At 42.7% G+C, this 17,050-nt stretch carries 15 protein-coding genes and 1 pseudogene; 13 read left to right on the top strand and 3 right to left on the bottom strand.

Annotated features, from left to right (window positions below; genetic code table 11):
- Position 1: 1 nt before the first annotated feature.
- The 4 genes from AXF23_RS01070 to AXF23_RS01055 all read left to right on the top strand — a co-directional run bounded on the left by AXF23_RS01070 (position 2) and on the right by AXF23_RS01055 (position 4,772).
- Complete coding sequence (locus AXF23_RS01070) at positions 2-487, top strand: hypothetical protein (protein WP_107623989.1); 486 nt, start codon at positions 2-4, stop codon at positions 485-487.
- A 108-nt stretch (positions 488-595) separates the two neighbouring features.
- Positions 596-3,004, top strand: a complete 2,409-nt coding sequence (locus AXF23_RS01065) for a TonB-dependent receptor (RefSeq protein WP_107623988.1) — start codon at positions 596-598, stop codon at positions 3,002-3,004.
- A 136-nt stretch (positions 3,005-3,140) separates the two neighbouring features.
- Entirely contained in the window at positions 3,141-3,335 is a 195-nt protein-coding gene (locus AXF23_RS01060) for a hypothetical protein (protein WP_107623987.1), read from the top strand.
- A gap of 96 nt (positions 3,336-3,431) precedes the next feature.
- Positions 3,432-4,772 carry a radical SAM/SPASM domain-containing protein gene (locus AXF23_RS01055; RefSeq protein WP_107623986.1) on the top strand — a complete coding sequence of 447 codons (1,341 nt, stop codon included), beginning with the start codon at positions 3,432-3,434 and terminating at the stop codon, positions 4,770-4,772.
- Between the two features lie 113 nt (positions 4,773-4,885).
- On the opposite strand, the gene mobC is transcribed toward AXF23_RS01055, so the two are convergent.
- The 3 genes from mobC to AXF23_RS01040 all read right to left on the bottom strand — a co-directional run bounded on the left by mobC (position 4,886) and on the right by AXF23_RS01040 (position 8,669).
- Complete coding sequence (gene mobC, locus AXF23_RS01050; protein WP_107623985.1) at positions 4,886-6,889, bottom strand: conjugal transfer protein MobC; 2,004 nt, start codon at positions 6,887-6,889, stop codon at positions 4,886-4,888.
- 63 nt (positions 6,890-6,952) lie between these two features.
- Positions 6,953-8,233, bottom strand: coding sequence for a conjugal transfer protein MobB (mobB, locus tag AXF23_RS01045; protein WP_107623984.1), 1,281 nt, complete (start codon positions 8,231-8,233; stop codon positions 6,953-6,955).
- A gap of 16 nt (positions 8,234-8,249) precedes the next feature.
- Entirely contained in the window at positions 8,250-8,669 is a 420-nt protein-coding gene (locus AXF23_RS01040; RefSeq protein WP_107623983.1) for a plasmid mobilization protein, read from the bottom strand.
- A 591-nt stretch (positions 8,670-9,260) separates the two neighbouring features.
- On the opposite strand from AXF23_RS01040, the gene AXF23_RS01035 reads away from it, so the two are divergent.
- The 9 genes and pseudogenes from AXF23_RS01035 to traK all read left to right on the top strand — a co-directional run bounded on the left by AXF23_RS01035 (position 9,261) and on the right by traK (position 17,048).
- Positions 9,261-10,064, top strand: a complete 804-nt coding sequence (locus AXF23_RS01035; RefSeq protein ID WP_107623982.1) for a division plane positioning ATPase MipZ — start codon at positions 9,261-9,263, stop codon at positions 10,062-10,064.
- Positions 10,051-10,578, top strand: a complete 528-nt coding sequence (locus AXF23_RS01030; RefSeq protein WP_107623981.1) for a DUF3408 domain-containing protein — start codon at positions 10,051-10,053, stop codon at positions 10,576-10,578. Before AXF23_RS01035 ends, AXF23_RS01030 begins: the two co-directional genes overlap by 14 nt.
- On the top strand, positions 10,575-11,345 hold the full coding sequence (locus AXF23_RS01025) for a hypothetical protein (RefSeq protein WP_107623980.1): 771 nt from the start codon (positions 10,575-10,577) through the stop codon (positions 11,343-11,345). The genes AXF23_RS01030 and AXF23_RS01025 overlap by 4 nt, the downstream gene beginning before the upstream one ends.
- 133 nt (positions 11,346-11,478) lie before the next feature.
- Positions 11,479-11,778: a DUF4134 domain-containing protein gene (locus AXF23_RS01020; protein ID WP_004342556.1), complete on the top strand. Its 300-nt coding sequence runs from the start codon at positions 11,479-11,481 to the stop codon at positions 11,776-11,778.
- Between the two features lie 4 nt (positions 11,779-11,782).
- Positions 11,783-12,130, top strand: a complete 348-nt coding sequence (locus AXF23_RS01015; protein WP_107623979.1) for a DUF4133 domain-containing protein — start codon at positions 11,783-11,785, stop codon at positions 12,128-12,130.
- Positions 12,114-14,627 (top strand): annotated as a pseudogene (locus AXF23_RS01010) (TraG family conjugative transposon ATPase). Before AXF23_RS01015 ends, AXF23_RS01010 begins: the two are co-directional and overlap by 17 nt.
- Before the next feature lie 27 nt (positions 14,628-14,654).
- Positions 14,655-15,284 carry a DUF4141 domain-containing protein gene (locus AXF23_RS01005; protein WP_004378851.1) on the top strand — a complete coding sequence of 210 codons (630 nt, stop codon included), beginning with the start codon at positions 14,655-14,657 and terminating at the stop codon, positions 15,282-15,284.
- A gap of 52 nt (positions 15,285-15,336) precedes the next feature.
- Positions 15,337-16,374, top strand: a complete 1,038-nt coding sequence (gene traJ, locus AXF23_RS01000; protein ID WP_107623978.1) for a conjugative transposon protein TraJ — start codon at positions 15,337-15,339, stop codon at positions 16,372-16,374.
- Between the two features lie 50 nt (positions 16,375-16,424).
- Positions 16,425-17,048, top strand: coding sequence for a conjugative transposon protein TraK (gene traK, locus AXF23_RS00995; RefSeq protein WP_107623977.1), 624 nt, complete (start codon positions 16,425-16,427; stop codon positions 17,046-17,048).
- Positions 17,049-17,050: the final 2 nt, after the last annotated feature.

Genomic DNA, 17,050 nt, shown 5'->3' with positions numbered 1-17,050 from the left:
TATGGAAGAAGAGAAGAAACAAGAACGCAGTTACGAACTTCGTAGCGAAAAAGTTCGTAGTATCGTGGGACAGATACCCTCCTCGCTTATCCGTTATGGCATTACCGCCATCGGAATGGTGTTGCTTTGTCTTTTTGCTGTAGCCTATTTCCTACCCTATAAACAAGTATATTCGGGTACGGCTACCATACACAAAACGGCAACCACACCGGTAGACAGCACGAATATAACCATCTTGCTTAAGTTTGAGAACAAACGTCCTGACAAAGTGAAGGGACAAATAATTTGTCTGCAATCTCCATATAGAACGTTTGCAGGACAGATACGAGACCTGTCTCCTGTCCGAGACACTTTTGAACGTCAGAAAGCCATTTGCCGTTTCAAGGTAACTGAGATAAAATCTGTGGAAAACCAGACGGTAGACTTTCAGATAGTAAGTTCATCGGGCAATCTTTTAAGAAAGATGCTCGGCAATATAGAACCATAAATACTTTTACAATATTAAAGGTTCTTGTATTCCAATAATGACACGGGAAAACTTTACAAAATAGGATATTATATATGAGCGAACTAATTTTACAAAATCCATAGTTAAATGAAAGTTACGGTATTTTTAAATAAAATAGAATTAACTCTTAAGGAATATAGAACTTCTGAGTTTATAGTGACAAATTGTAGGAAACTGAATAAAAGGATTCTTTTTCTACTATTGGTTGTACTTTTTCCTTTATATATTTTCTCCCAGAATATTACAATATCAGGGAAAGTGCTCAATGCTGAAAATAAAGAAATAATGCCAGGCGTTAATATAAGGCTTTGCCAAAAAGACAGTTTGGTATCCGTCATACACACAGATAAGAAAGGAGAATTTTGTTTTCGGCATTTACGGTCGGGTGACTATCTTTTAGAGTTTTCTTCGCTTGGCTTCAATAATCTTCAGTCTGCTGTTATAGGATTAAGTAAAGACTACAAACTGAACGATGTATTGATGGAACCTGCCTCTTATCAATTAGATGAAGTGGTAGTGGCTGCTGAAAATGTGAGACAAGGCGTGGATAGACTAACATTTTTCCCTAATGAGAAAATACGTCAAAGTAGTCAGGACGCATTGGATGTTATGCGATTGTTGAACTTGCCCGACTTAAAGTTTGACATTGTTAATCATTCTTTCATGTCCCTAAAGAACGGGAGCGTGCAGATTCGTATCAACGGTGTAATCTCTTCGCAGACCGATTTAATCGCAATTCAACCCCAAGACATAGCCAATATTGAATATATAACTAATCCGGGAGTTATTTATGGCGATGGTGTAGCAGCAGTTGTTTTGATAAAAACAAGAAAAAATATGTCGAACTGGCAAATTGGAGGACGCGTTTCACAATCTCTCTCTGCGCTCATCGGCTCACAATATGCCTACTTTAACCTAAATTTCTCTCACGATCATTTCTCATTAAAATTATCTGATTCGTACAATTATGCCAACGGAATATACAGCTATATAGACAAGCAACTGCATTATCCAACCCGTCTATTAGCTTTCAAGAGCATAGGAAGCTCCTCAAAACAACGATTGCTCAACCCTGCCTTGCAGTTTGATTTTACCCATTCTTTTAAAGAAAATAGTTTCTTAAGTATCAAGACGTTCTTTGATTTGAACCGCTCCTATCCTGCTACAGCCGTATCTACGTCTTCTATAGCCGGTCAATCTTTCTACGATGATTACTCGAGCAAAAAGGATAAAGTTCGGAATGCCGCCTTAGATGTTTATTTTTCTAATGGTTTTAGCAATGGTTCAGAAATAGTTGCAGATTTAAGGGCGACTTATATTCATACGGACTATCAGCAAAAATATTACAAAAAATATAACCAATCAGGTTATAACAATTACGAAAGCACGTACTTTGCCACAGGGCAGCACCGTTCGTTAATAGGGGAAATCAAGTACCAACTACCATTATCCAAGCAATACAGCTTGGTAATCGGCTCTCGGAACGAACTTTCTTCCACCCGAAATGACTATACAATAGACCACTTAGGGAATCCATCTTCGCTTGATTTTTTCAACACTTACAATTATTCCGAATTCTCCGGAAGACTAAGGAACTTCTCTTATACTATAGGAGCAGGCTTTGCCTTCTACAAATTGAAGAACGATAATTTGCATAGACATTATACGTATTTTCGTCCTAAACTAAGTCTTCGATATGCTTTCTCGAAAGAATGGTCGCTCCAGTACTATTTAGGCATCAATCCCAATGAGCCAGAACTTGCTCTTCTTTCCAATGTAAAACAACCCATCTCAGAGTATGAAGTACGTGTTGGCAATCCAAATCTAAAGCCGTATCAGGCTTATACCAACCAACTTGCTTTGAATTTTATTAAACATAAAACTTATCTAAGCTTATCAACGTATCTTCAATACAACTCATCTCCATACCTCGAAAATCAGGTTCTTTATGATTCATATTCTGAACAATTCATTTACTCTATGAGTAATCAAGGACATTTTCTGCATTCTCAGACCAGACTTTATGGTAGTCAAAAGCTGTTTAATGACAAATTAAGTCTCTCCAGTTATGGCATATTGAACCATTATGTGAATCACGCTGACGATTATAGTAATCATTTCACTGCCTTTATATGGGGAACAACTGCAAGTTACGACATCAAGCATTGGGGAATAGCTGCAAGTTTTATTTCACCTGTACGTTTTCTGTTCAATCAGGTAAAGACAACACAGCACAGTAATTTCCAACTTTCTACATACTATAAAACAAATAGATTGCAAATCAGCTTGGCAGTCAATAATCTATTTATGCCCCACGCATACCTTAAAAAAATGGAATTAGGTAGCCAACTATTGCAATCTAAAGCAACTGAATATGTTAGATACAATAATAACTATGTAAACTTGACGATTAGCTATTACCTTAGTAAAGGTAAGAACAAAGAGTATCGTCATAAAATACAAAATGAGGACAGGGATTCGGGAGTAATGAAATGATAACAAAGAGCCAACACTAGGGCTTGTCCCCCTACTATAGCAATACTCCCTAATTATCTGTTTGGTAATATTGGTAATATGTTCATTGACAAAAACAAAACGGCTCAAAAAGTTTTTAATTTAATTTACTATTATTATGAAATTAGAAGAAATCAAATTAAATGACGATGAATTACTCGTCATTTTAGGTGGAAACGATGATCATGAGCAAACCACATATAACTGTGGATTAGGATGTGGTAACGGATGTGGTAATGGATGTGGAAGCTGCGCAGAGCAACCTTCTGACCCTGAACCTCAACATCCAATCTTTGTTCCTACATCAATTTAAAATCTAAATTTTGTGTGCATACTCTTTATAAATAAGTTTTCATTATAAAGATATGCACACATTAAAGAGTTGTTTAAAACATTAATATCAAGTAAAATGAAACAGAGTTTCTACAATATTTTCATCCCAGATAAAAATAAAGTCTTATGCTTTAATAGTTTTTCAAATAGCTATGTGATAATATCTCCACAAGCTTATATGAGTTTGCAGAATGAAGGTATAGAATCACTTGCAAAATCTCATAGTAAGACTTTTGAAGCACTAGTTAACTCAGGATTTATTATTGATGAATCCATAGATCAACTAGATATAATTAGAAATGAAAATAAGAAAGAAAGACTTTCTCCAGGAATTGACTATCTAATGGTATATCCTACACAAAATTGTAATTTAAAGTGTTGGTATTGTTATGAGACTCATGTTCTTAATAGCAAGATGTCTGAAGAAGTACTTGAAAATACAAAGAGTTATATTACGAAACTATGCCAAAATTCAACTAACAGGATATTAAGGCTAACCTTCTTTGGTGGGGAACCTTTTTTATATTATAAGGATATAGTATATCCACTGTTGGTCCATGCAAAGCAAGAGTGCATAGAGAATAACAAAAATTTTATTCCATTTTTCGTTACTAATGCCAGCCTAATTAATGAAAAGATTGTAAATGAATTGACACCTTTTAATCCTGTATTTCAGATAACTTTAGATGGAGGAGAAAAATTACATAATAGTGTAAGGATATGGAAATCGTCAAATAAAGGTACTTATCAGCATATAATAAAAATAATATTATTATTAGCAGAAAAAATCAATAAAGGGGAAGGTAATAATGGCAATATAATAACGATAAGAATTAATTATAATGACGAGACTTTAGATGACATAATAGATATAATCAGAGATTTGGACGGAATAGATAAGAATAAAATTTTTTTTCAACTTGAAAGAGTCTGGCAAACTATAGGAAAGGCAAACATAGACCAAAAGCGTAAACTTAAAGAAGCCCTTTTATATATAGCCTCAAAAGGTTATAATGTAGGACATGGACTTTTTGGATTTAAAAGAGTGGCATGTCCTGCAGAGATAAATAGTTATGCCATTATAAATTGGGATGGAAATATATATAAATGTAATGGAAGAACATTAAAGAAAGAAGATAAAGAAGGAACTCTCCTCCCTAATGGAACTATAAAATGGAAAAAAGAAGAACAATTGAGAAGAAATGTTGCCACTTTTGAGAACGAAACATGCTTAAAGTGTAGAATGTTGCCACAATGTATAGGTCCATGTAGTCAGAAAATTATTGAAAATAAAGACAAACCGATTGGAAATATATGCTCTTTGCAATTTGCGGATATGGATATAAAGGAGTATTTACAGATTAATTTTGAAATAGAAATGATGAAAAAACATAGTATCGGGCATTCATTCAAATAACCTCTAAATATCAATTTCCCCTCACTAATAAGCATTTATTCGATTAATAATTTCATCCAAATAGTAATACAGTAAATATTGGCAATGTGTTATCTAATGTCACTTATGGTATATTACAGTTTTATAAGATGACAAAGCAAAGGGTCGCTTTTAATTCGTTCGATTTCAGAATCTACAAGCGAGAGTATTTCTCTTTTAATCTTATGGTAGTTGCCTTCGATAATCTCTTTGAGATTGTCGGAGCCAACTGCGTTTCGGAACGTATTGATTTCAGGGATGGACTTGTAGGTCTTCATCTCCGCAGAAATTTGTGCAGAATCCACAACAATCTCAGCGTGGAAGATCTTTTGTTCGATACGTTCGTCGAAGTTGTCGGATACCGCACCTACGAACATACCTTGTGTGAGGTTACTGATTTTGGATGCTGGAATGAGACTGTCCATCTGTGTGGAGATAGAGGTGGACTTGTCATTGCGGTTGATGGTCATGGATTGGCGTTGCTGGAGCACCTTTCCAAACCGCTCAGAAAGTGTCTTGGCTGTTTCTCCTACCACTTGTCCAGAGAACACGTTACCTACAGTGTTCTGTATTACCTTGCTCTCTTTGTCGCCATAATCACGGGTAAGTTGTGAGAAGTCTTGAAAGCCCAAACATACGGCAACTTTATTGCTTCGTGCAGTAGCTATGAGGTTGTCAAGCCCACGAAAGTAGATGGTTGGCAACTCATCGATAATCACTGAGGATTTGAGTTGCTTCTTCTTGTTGATGAGCTTCACAATACGACTGTTATACAAACCGAGTGCTGCCGAATAGATATTCTGACGGTCGGGATTATTCCCTACGACAAGCACTTTCGGCTCATTGGGATTGTTGATATCAAGCGAGAAATCATCACCCGTCATCACCCAATAAAGGGCAGGGCTTATCATACGAGACAGCGGTATCTTGGCACTGGCAATCTGTCCCTGCAACTGGTCCTGCGCTCCTCCCTCCCAAGCATCCATAAAGGGTGAAAGGTAGTTGGCAAGCTCATCGTAGGAGGTGAGTATAGGGAAAATCTGTGCATAAGGGCGGTTCAGGAACTCGATGGCATGAGGAAAGGTGCAATACTTTCCGTTCTCATAAATTTTCAGAAACCAGATGATGGCTGCCAATAGAATAATAGGCGACTCCACAAAGAAATCTCCCTGCTTCTGTATCCACGAGCGGTTAAGGTTGAGCATGATGGTATAGGCACTCTCGTAGGCATCCGATATATCTGTCATAAAGGCAGGATTGATGGGATTGCAACGATGCGACTTTCTCGGATCATCGAAGTTGATGACATAGAACTGCGGCTTTACCTTGTAGGCATCCAAGTGATTAAGCAGGTGATTATAAGCAATCTCGGAAAGATCGGGAAACTTATAGTCGTAGATGTACATGGCAAAGCCTTTTTCAATCTGCTGCTTGATGTAATTGTTCACGATAGCATACGACTTACCAGAACCCGGTGTGCCGAGCACCATCGATGCACGGAACGGATTGACCACGTTAATCCAACCATTGTTCCATTTCTTCTTATAGTAGAAGCGTGTAGGAAGATTGACGGAGTATTCATTTTCCATCAACCGAGTTTCCTGCATGAAACTCTCATTCTCAGTATTAAACACATCGTCCATTAGGTTGTTTTTGAGTAGTCGGCTCATCCATACGCCACCCATCAGCAGGCAGATATAACCCACGGACAGTGTGAAGATATATAGAGTAGCTGCCCCAACCTTGCCGATGGGCAGTACCAGCAGCCACCAATTGAGAAAGAAAAAGACGAAGCCTGAGAAAAGCACCGTCCAAATCTTTGGCCAAGTGATTTTCTCCTCTTTCACGCCTTTTGTCCCAAGGCAGGACAAGGCAAGGAAAACCACACAAAAGAGTTTTGTCCAAAGGATAGACGAAAACAATCCTGTGGTACGCTGGAAATTCATCAGTATCTTATCAATGATTCCAAGCGTAAAACCCCAGACATGAAAAGCCTCGTAGCAGAACCAATAACAATTTATCAAGAGGAATATCACCGATATACCCCGCATAAAGTCCATGACTTTACCTAATGCCCTTAAATCATCTTCTTGTGCCATAATGCTGTTTTTGTAGCCTCCCCCAACCCTCCGAAGGGAGGGGAGATAGAAATGCTCGTTTATTTAATGTTTTCTTCGTCTAATATTTACCTTACTTAGTTTTCGGAGCTTACGCTGCCATGCAGCTTCTTTCCAATCATCGTTGCCCGTAGATAGGAAAGAACCATCTGCCATATCCTCGATAAGTTCATCGACAAGGTTGTCGCTTTCCTCCGTATTTAGCTGCGAAGGGTGAACGGTTGCAGATTGATCCAAACGGGCAGACAGACTGCCATACAGCGTTTCATCTAAGAATGGATTATGTGTTGGATTGGAGAAATAGCCATTGAATACGTTAGCGGCATATCCCTTACCCAATCGAGAACCATTGAGCGCAATGCCCTCCTTGTCGTCAATGAACGTGATGCCATAGATGCGCCCACCCTCATTCTTTCGGATGACCACCCGCAAGCCCTGTTCCTCCAGTCTTTGCTGAAGTTCTTCCTCCGTCTTTGGAGAGGTACGCATTGTTTGCAAAACCTTGTTCCTGATAGCAGGTATCAATGGCTTGATAGCTTGTTTCGACTTTTGCATCCTGTTCTGTACGGCAGTATAGCCCACACCACGACCGATGTCGGAGGCATGGATGGGTGTGCTTACCTTGTCACCCTTATCATCAGTTGGGACATAAACCAGTCCGTCATATTTCTTTCCCCGAAACTCTGTCTTGACTTCCTCTACGGTAAGGTTGTATGCAGAAAGGATGGCGTTCAGTTCGCCCAAGGAACAGAACGTATAATGTTTCAGCACCATGCGAAGGGCACTTGCCACCTGCTCCTTGATATTTCTTTGGGTAGTATCAATTTTGGGCGTTTCTGTTACCGCTTTCTCACTAACCTTTGAACTCGGAATAAGGTTATACTTCCTTTCCAAAGCATCGGTAATCTTCTTGCTCCTTCGCTTTTCAAATCTGTCGTTAATCTTCTGCCCACGACTGTCCACCCGAAGTGAAACAATGTGTATATGCTCACGGGCGATGTCGTTGTGCTTGAATACGATATAGGGTTGGTTGCCATAGCCGAGTGCTTCCATATACTCTCTTGCAATCTGCATGAGTGTTTCATCAGAGAGTTTCTCGTCTGGGTGCGGATTGAGCGAACAATGGAACACCATCTTTTTTGTTCGGTGTTTCTCCGAGATAAGTGCTTGCATATCGGTAAATACTTCAGCCATCGTATAAGTTCCCTCTTTGTTTTGATACAAGCCTTGAGCAAGGAGAATGCTTGCTTCCCCTTTCTCCACCTTTTTGAAGTTGTAGCCCAATGCCCCTCCGAGGTTCTCCGTTGCTGAAATTTTTGCTATCATTTTTCTAACTAAATTCTCAATACTTCTTCTTTCTATAATCAATGGTTAGATTGATAGCCTGTTCTTGCAAGGCAATGATTTGAGCCGACAATTTCTCCAACTTCTCAAGCATAATCTGTGCAGTCTTTATGCTGTGATAGCTGTTGATGGCACGCACGGCTTGGTTATACAGCACGCCAATCTTATGGATTTGCGCCGTCAATTCTGAGAGCTTTCGGTAATATTCCACGGCAGATTTGTCCACCATAATCACTTTGAAACTCTCTCCAAGAATACGACCACGCACAAAATCCGACTTGGTCTGCGCCCCTGAACGCTGAAACAAATCAATCGCCCGTTGCTGGTCTTTGGGGTTGGGCAACCGTACATGCCAGTTGTCCCAACGGGGCTTTTCTGCTTGTTTTCGTTCTGAACCATGTTCCTTGTCCTTATTCATATCCTTTCTGTTTTCTTAATTACGACTTTGGAGTAATTCATCTCCCCTTCGGGGCAAGGGTCTTTGTGGTACAAACGGCGGTTTGTGTTACAAAGACACACCTTGCCAATATTAAGAGTTGATACGATTGAAGTATCCACCCTTTTGGGGTGTCTGCTTCGGGACGTTACCTCCATGTATTATTCTCGCCTGCAAAGTTACGGCAGATTTTCAAATATCTCATTATCAGAGATATTCACTCTTTTTCCTCGTATTTCCCTGCACTTCATCGCTGTAATAAAATCAGCAGAAATATCATTTATTTTGCAATCAGAACGAGCGAACAATGGTATGATAACACAAGCAAAAGATATATCATATTATCGCCTGCTTGCACCAAAGATGACAAGAAGGAACAATACATATTCATAACAATTTATTGTCATGACAAACTATTGTCAATACAACAAATTGTAAGAACTTGAAATCGTCCTTTTGGACTATCGCCCGAACCATACGCAGTCAGAGCAAACTGTCTGCTGATGACTCTTAATAATGAGAGAATATCCAAACATCAAATAGACAAATAATATGAACTAAGAAATTATCATTATGGAGAACAAAGAACAACGCCCCCTTTTTCTGGGCTTCTCTTCCCAAAAGGGAGGAGTGGGAAAAAGTACTCTTGCCGAAATCGTAAGCAGCATATTGTACTACGAACAAGGCATCAACCTCTTCGTGATGGACTGCGACCTGTCGCAAGACTCTTTCTACAAACTGAGGGAACGTGAGAAAAGTATCGTTCAGGAGAGCGAAGAACTTTCCAAATCCATGCAAGAGTACTTTCATCACCTTGGCAAAAAAGCATATAGAATTTACAAGTCCGCACCCAAGGAAGCCGTCAGGACTGCACGAAGTAAAATCGACGGAATCAGCAACGAGAAGTACCAGTTGGTTATATTTGATTTCCCGGGACATGCCGGAACAACCGAACTGATGGAACTGTCCCTTCAGATGGACTATATCCTTTCTCCGATTGAAGCCGATATTCAGTCGCTGGTTTCATGTCTGGCATACGCCAAGACTATCACGGAGATTGGAGTTTCGATGTCCGACTCCCGGATAAAGGACATTATCCTGTTCTGGAATAAGGTGGACAGAAGAGTAAGGAACATCATCATCGATGAATATACAAAGCTCATCGACGAATACGAACTCACGCTCCTGCCCGGCTATGTATATGCCACGCACCGCTTCTCTCACGAACTTTCCACATACGGACTGCGCGGAGTGTTCCGCTCTACCTATCAGCCTCCTGCAAGGGGATTACGAATGGGTACAGGGCTGGACGAACTCGTCAATGAGATAATTCAACGTCTCAAACTAAAAACGAAAACAGAAAATGGCAACGATTGAGGAAAGAAAGCAACAGCTGGAAAACAAACTGAAGAAAATGGCAGAGGACAATGTCGTGGTGAAACCTGTCACGATACCAAACTCCTTCGACCCTTCCGAGGATACTGAGTTCTCCCCTGCAGCATCAGGGGAGGAAGACAATAATTTAGAAGAGACGAAAGAAACGAAAACAGCAAAAGAAAAACCGGTAGATGAAATAGAAAGAGAGGAAACGGGGAACACGGAACAGAAACGGGAAAGGAAGCCGAGAATGGAAAAGCCCGGCGTGTCCTCCCTTTCCATAGAGGACTACCGTTCCCTGTACTTTCATCCCGTCCGCTCCCAAATGCGGACAGCCTTCTCCATTAATCTGGAAACGCTGCAGAACCTGCGCAACGTGTTGCAGGACTTGGGGGAGCGTGTTTCCATAGCCGCATATATAGACAACATTCTTAGGGAACACCTGCGTGAACATTTGGAATTGCTCAACAGTGCGGCAGCAAAACAAAGACGCAAGACAACAATAACACTATGATGGAAACAATACTTTTCAGTTTTATACTGATACTCATCATCATTTGGATAATGCTGGGTATCCTGTACTTCTATATGCGGTATGTATCTCCGTATGGCATCCTTATCAAGAAAAATAAAAAGGGCAATGAGCAGACTAAGGAGAATGAAGCGACGAAGGAAAAAGACGGACAAAAAGGAGAAGGAAAAGAAGATCAAGCCGAGTTTGTGCTGATTGGCAAAAGCCGTTCCATTTCCCCTATTATCCCACAAGTTCCCTCTGCTTCTTCATCTGAAAATTCAGAGCAGAATAGTAATAATTTTGCACCTCAGAACTCCGAAAAGAAAGAGGACATGAAGGAAGAGGACAACGAGATGGACGTTAATTTCGAGATGGAGCGAGTTGATGAGAATGAGGTCGCCCGTGAGGAATTAATTCTGCCCATTGAGTCCACATCAGACGAAACAGAGATGTCAGGGCAGTCCGTCCTCGCACGTGACTTAGTCCGCCTGCAAAAATGGGCAAAGAACTGTGAGGAGGCTGATGAGAAAGAAGTCAAAGAGACCATTCGGCAGCTTCAAGACTCAGATCTATTGGATAAGTACAAGGAGAACATCGCCAAGATGCAGGGTGAGCAAACTTCGCTATTGGAGAAAATCCGTAAAGCGGAAGAACAAAGCGAGCAACAAGCAATGTCGTTTTCTCAAAACTCAATACCGGCAGATTCAAGCGCTTCTGACACTTCATCCGATAATGACGACGACAAGCCTCTTTCATATTATCTGTAAACAATCAACGATGGAAGCGGGAAAAGAAAACGGCTCATTAACAGCTACAAGGTTTCCACATGAAAATGTGCCTCTCTTTCCCCTTCCTTTTAAGAACAAGCAATTTTATCACACTTAAAATTATAACATACAAATGAACAAAAAAATTACACTGATGATGCTCCTGCTGATGACTGCCACCATAGGAGCATACGCACAAGGCAATGGTATTGCCGGTATCAATGAAGCTACAAAAATGGTAACCTCCTACTTCGATCCCGGCACGAAACTCATTTATGCCGTAGGGGCGGTAGTGGGGTTGATTGGAGGCATTAAAGTGTACAACAAGTTCTCAAGTGGTGACCCCGATACGAGCAAGACCGCAGCCTCTTGGTTCGGTGCGTGTATCTTCCTCATCGTGGCTGCTACTATCTTGAGAAGTTTCTTCTTGTAAGGCGATGGCTGCATTTGAAATCAACAAAGGTGTAGGTCGGACGGTAGAGTTCAAGGGCTTGAAGGCGCAGTACCTCTTCCTCTTTGCAGGAGGCTTGCTGGCAGTCTTTATTCTTGTGGTCATTCTCTATCTCTGTGGAGTCAGCCAAGTTACCTGTCTTGTCATAGGTGTAGTGGGTGCCAGCCTTGTGGTATGGCAAACGTTCACCATGAATAGAAAGTACGGGCAATACGGACTGATGAAAAAGGGAGCAGTGCGTATGCACCCACGCTACCTTGTAAACCGCCGTACCGCCTTTCACCTTATCCGTAACCTTCAATCAAAAAAGCGAAGCAATGAGAAACAAAAGTAAGATAACAACTTTGGAATCGAAGTTTCCGCTACTCTCTGTAGAGCAGGGGTGCATAGTGAGCAAAGATGCAGACATCACGGTCGCATTCCGTGTGGAATTGCCCGAACTCTTTACCGTCACTTCTGCAGAGTATGAGGCGATGCACTCTGCCTGGCATAAGGCTATAAAAGTGCTACCCAATTACAGCATCGTGCACAAGCAGGACTGGTTCATCAAGGAGGACTATCAAGGAAAGCTCTCCGATGGCGGACTGAGTTTCCTTGCCCGTTCTTCTGAACGGCATTTCAACGAGCGTCCGTATCTCCACCACTCAGTCTATCTCTTCCTGACCAAGACCAACAAGCAGCGTATGGCACAGCAGAGCAATTTCTCTTCGCTCTGCCGTGGACATCTGCTACCAAAGGAGATTACCCACAAGGACGAGGTGATGAAGTTCATGGAAGCCGTAGACCAGTTCGAGCGTATCATCAACGATACCGAGCAGATAAGGATTGTCCGCATGACAGAAGAGGAATTGATAGGTACAAAGGAAAAAGGCGGTCTCTTGGACCGTTACTTCTCCCTTTCTGAAGAGGGACATGCTTCATTGGAGGACATCCGCTTGGGCGCAGACCTTGTGCGTGTGGGCGACAACCGCCTGTGCCTTCATACTCTTTCCGACACGGACGACCTGCCTACAACCGTCAGCACGGACAGCTGATATGAGCGGTTATCCACCGACAGAAGCGACTGCCGTCTTTCCTTTGCCTCACCCGTAGGGTTGATGCTACCCTGCAATCATATCTATAACCAGTACCTCTTCATCGAGGACAGCGATGTCAACTTGGAACGCTTCGAGAAGCAGGCAAGGAATATGCACTCGCTGGCACGCTACAGCCGTAGCAACCAAATCAACGAGGAGTGGATACAGGAGTATCTCAATATTGCTCACTCACAGGGGCTGACATCTATCCGTGCCCACTTCAACGTGCTGGCATGGAGTAGAGACAAGGAAGAACTTCGCCAGATCAAGAATGACGTGGGCTCTGCACTTGCTCTTATGGAATGCCATCCTCGCCACAACACCATTGATGCTGCAACGCTCTACTGGGCAGGCATTCCCGGCAATGCGGCAGACTTTCCCGCAGAAGAGTCATTTTATACTTTCATCGAGCCTGCCCTCTGTTTCTTTACGGCAGAGACAAACTACAAGGACTCGCTCTCTCCCTTCGGTATAAAGATGGCAGACCGCCTTTCAGGAAAACCTGTTCATCTGGACATATCGGACTTACCGATGAAAAAGGGAGTCATCACCAACCGTAACAAGTTTATCTTGGGTCCTTCGGGTAGTGGCAAGTCTTTCTTTACCAACCACATGGTACGTCAGTATTACGAGCAGGGGGCGCACGTCCTCTTGGTCGATACGGGTAACTCCTATCAAGGCTTGTGTGAACTTATCCACCGCAAGACTAAGAGCGAGGATGGTGTGTATTTCACCTATACCAATGAAAGTCCGATATCCTTCAACCCTTTCTATACGGATGATTATTTCTTTGATGTAGAGAAAAGGGAGAGTATCTGCACGCTACTGCTTACGCTTTGGAAAAGTGCTGATGAGCATATCACTAAGACCGAAGCTGGTGAACTTGGTTCTGCCGTAAACTCCTATATCGAGCTGATATGTGCTGACCACAGCGTTACGCCCTGTTTTAATACTTTCTATGAGTATCTGCGGGACGTGTACCGAAAGGATATGGAAAAGCGTGACATCAAGGTAACACTCTCGGACTTCAATATCAACAACCTCTTGACGACATTGAAGCAATACTACAAAGGTGGTCGATATGATTTCCTACTGAACTCGGACAAGAACATCGACCTACTCTCTAAACGCTTCATCGTCTTTGAGATTGACCAAGTGAAGGACAACAAAGATCTCTTTCCTGTGGTCACGATTATCATCATGGAAGCCTTCATCAACAAGATGCGCCGATTAAAGGGTATTCGCAAGATGATACTCATTGAGGAAGCATGGAAGGCGATTGCTTCGGCAAACATGGCAGATTACATCAAGTATCTTTATAAGACGGTGAGAAAGTATTTCGGGGAAGCCATTGTCGTAACGCAGGAGGTAGACGATATCATTCAGTCGCCCATAGTCAAGGAAAGTATTATCAACAACTCTGACTGCAAGATACTGCTTGACCAGCGCAAGTATATGACCAAGTTCGATGGCATACAGGCGATGCTCGGCCTTTCGGAAAAGGAAAAGAGCCAGATACTCTCCATCAATCAGAACAATGACCCGAACCGACTCTACAAGGAGGTTTGGATAGGCTTAGGCGGTATGCAGAGTGCTGTCTATGCCACAGAAGTGAGCATGGAGGAATACCTCACCTACACCACAGAGGAAACCGAGAAGGTGGAGGTGATGAACAGGGCAGCACAGCTTGGTGGTGATATCGAAACGGCTATCCGTCAGCTTGCCATAGAGAAAAGAAACAATAAAAAGAAATAAGTACAAACCATCAAAACTATAGTAACAATGAAAAAGTACATTTTCATGGCTCTCTTAGGATTGAGCCTTTCTGTTCCCAAAGCCCACGCACAGTGGGTAGTAACCGACCCTGGTAATTTTGCCGGCAACATCGTCAATTCGGTCAAGGAGATAGCCACCGCCTCCAAGACGGTGAAGAATACCCTTGACGGGTTCAAGGAGGTGGAGAAACTTTACAACGACACCAAGAAGTATTACGATGCACTCAAGAAGGTGAACAACTTGATTGGTGATGCCTATAAGGTCAAAGAGTGCATCCTGATGGTGGGCGACATCTCGGAGATTTACGTCACCTCGTATAAGAAGATGCTCTCTGACAAGAACTTCCGCCCCTCCGAGCTTGCTGCAATGGCTTCGGGCTATGCCAAACTCTTGGAGCAGAGTGGTGAGAGTCTCAAGGAACTAAAGTCCATCGTTAAGAGTAATGTCTTCTCGATGAACGACCACGAACGAATGCAGTCCATAGACCGCATCTATACTACGCTGAGGGAATACCGCTCGCTTGTATCGTACTACACAAGGAAGAACATTTCCGTGAGCTACGTGCGTGCAAGGGAGAAGAACAACCTTGCTTCTGTCAAAGCGCTCTATGGTAATACGGCAAGTAGGTATTGGTAAATCCACAGACAAAAAAAGAACTTGAAAAAACTTTCATAAAAAACTTTTGCTTATGGATTTTGCCAGTTTACATGATTTGCTTCATTCGACCTACGATGAGATGATGCCGCTCTGTGCCCAGATGACGGGCATTGCCAAAGGCATTGCAGGCTTGGGTGCGCTCTTTTATATTGCTCTTCGGGTATGGGCTTCCATTGCCCGTGCCGAGGCGATAGATGTTTTTCCACTTCTCCGACCTTTTGTCTTAGGCTTCTGCATTATGTTCTTCCCGACAGTCGTACTCGGTACGATGAATGCCGTTCTCTCGCCCGTAGTGCAGGGAACGGAGATGATGGTACACCAACAGGAGGGGAACCTTGCAGAGCTTACTGCCAAGCGAGACAAGTTGCAAGAGGAAGCCTACCTTAGAAATCCTGAAACAGCCTACCTTGTTTCCAACGAGAAGTTCGATGAGAAGATAGAGGAAATGGGCATCATCGGACCTGAAGATGCTGTGACGATAGCGGGTATGTATGCCGAGCGTGCTGCCTATCAGACCAAGCAGTGGATCATGAAGATGGTACACGACCTCTTAGAACTTCTGTTCCATGCTGCAGGACTTATCATCGACACACTGCGCACCTTCATACTCATCGTTCTTGCCATTCTCGGTCCGATAGTCTTCGGCATTGCTGTATGGGATGGTCTTGCAGGCTCACTTACGGCATGGTTCTCACGCTATATCTCTGTCTACCTGTGGCTGCCTGTCAGTTCTATTCTTACGGCACTGCTAACGAAAATACAGGTGCTGATGATAGAGAAGGATATCGAAGCACTCAGTGACCCTAACTACCTGCCTGATTCGGGGACGTGGTACTACATCGTCTTCTTCCTTATCGGTATTGTAGGCTACTTCTGTGTACCTACCGTGGCAGGCTGGATTATCGAAGCTGGAGGCGGTATCGGCTCATACGGTCGTAATGTCAACCAGACAGCACGGCATGGTGCGCAAGGTGCATATACCGGTGGCAAGGCTGCTATGGCAGGCGCAGGTGCTGCTGTGGGAAATGTCGGTGGACGTATCAAGGGAGCACTGCTCAAAGGAAAATAGAAATCAAGCAACTATGCTTAATTAATCAACAGATATAAAAGAAAAAAGAAATGGAATTCAAATCACTTGGTAATATCGAGACCTCATTCAGGCAGATAAGACTCTATGCCTTTGTCTTTGCCATCGTCTGCGTGGCGGTAAGCGGTTATGCTGTCTATGCCTCGTACAGCTTCGCAAAGGAGCAGAGGGAGAAAATCTATGTGCTTGATCAGGGTAAGTCGCTCATGCTTGCCCTCAGTCAGGATGCAAGCCGAAACCGTCCCGTGGAGGCAAGAGAACACGTGCGCCGCTTCCACGAACTGTTCTTCACCATTGCACCCGACAAGGATGCCATCGAAAAGAATATGGAGCGTGCTTTTGTGCTGTGTGACAAGTCGGCTTTCAACTATTACAAAGACTTGGCAGAGAAGGGCTATTATAACCGTGCCATATCGGGTAATGTCAATCAGCGCATAGAGGTGGACTCTATCCACTGCAACTTCAATACTTACCCTTATGCGGTAACGACTTATGCACGGGAGTTTATCGTCCGTCAGAGTAACGTTACAGAGCGCAGTCTCATTACGACCTGCACGTTGCAGAACTCAGTCCGTTCGGACAACAACCCGCAGGGCTTCCTGATGGAGAACTTCCTTGTCAAGGAGAACAGGGACATACAGACTTATAAACGATAAGG

Source organism: Prevotella sp. oral taxon 313 (genome assembly GCF_003043935.1).
GTDB lineage: Bacteria > Bacteroidota > Bacteroidia > Bacteroidales > Bacteroidaceae > Prevotella > Prevotella jejuni.
Note: the sequence above shows the minus strand (reverse complement) of the source record. Positions and strands in the feature narration are given on the sequence as shown.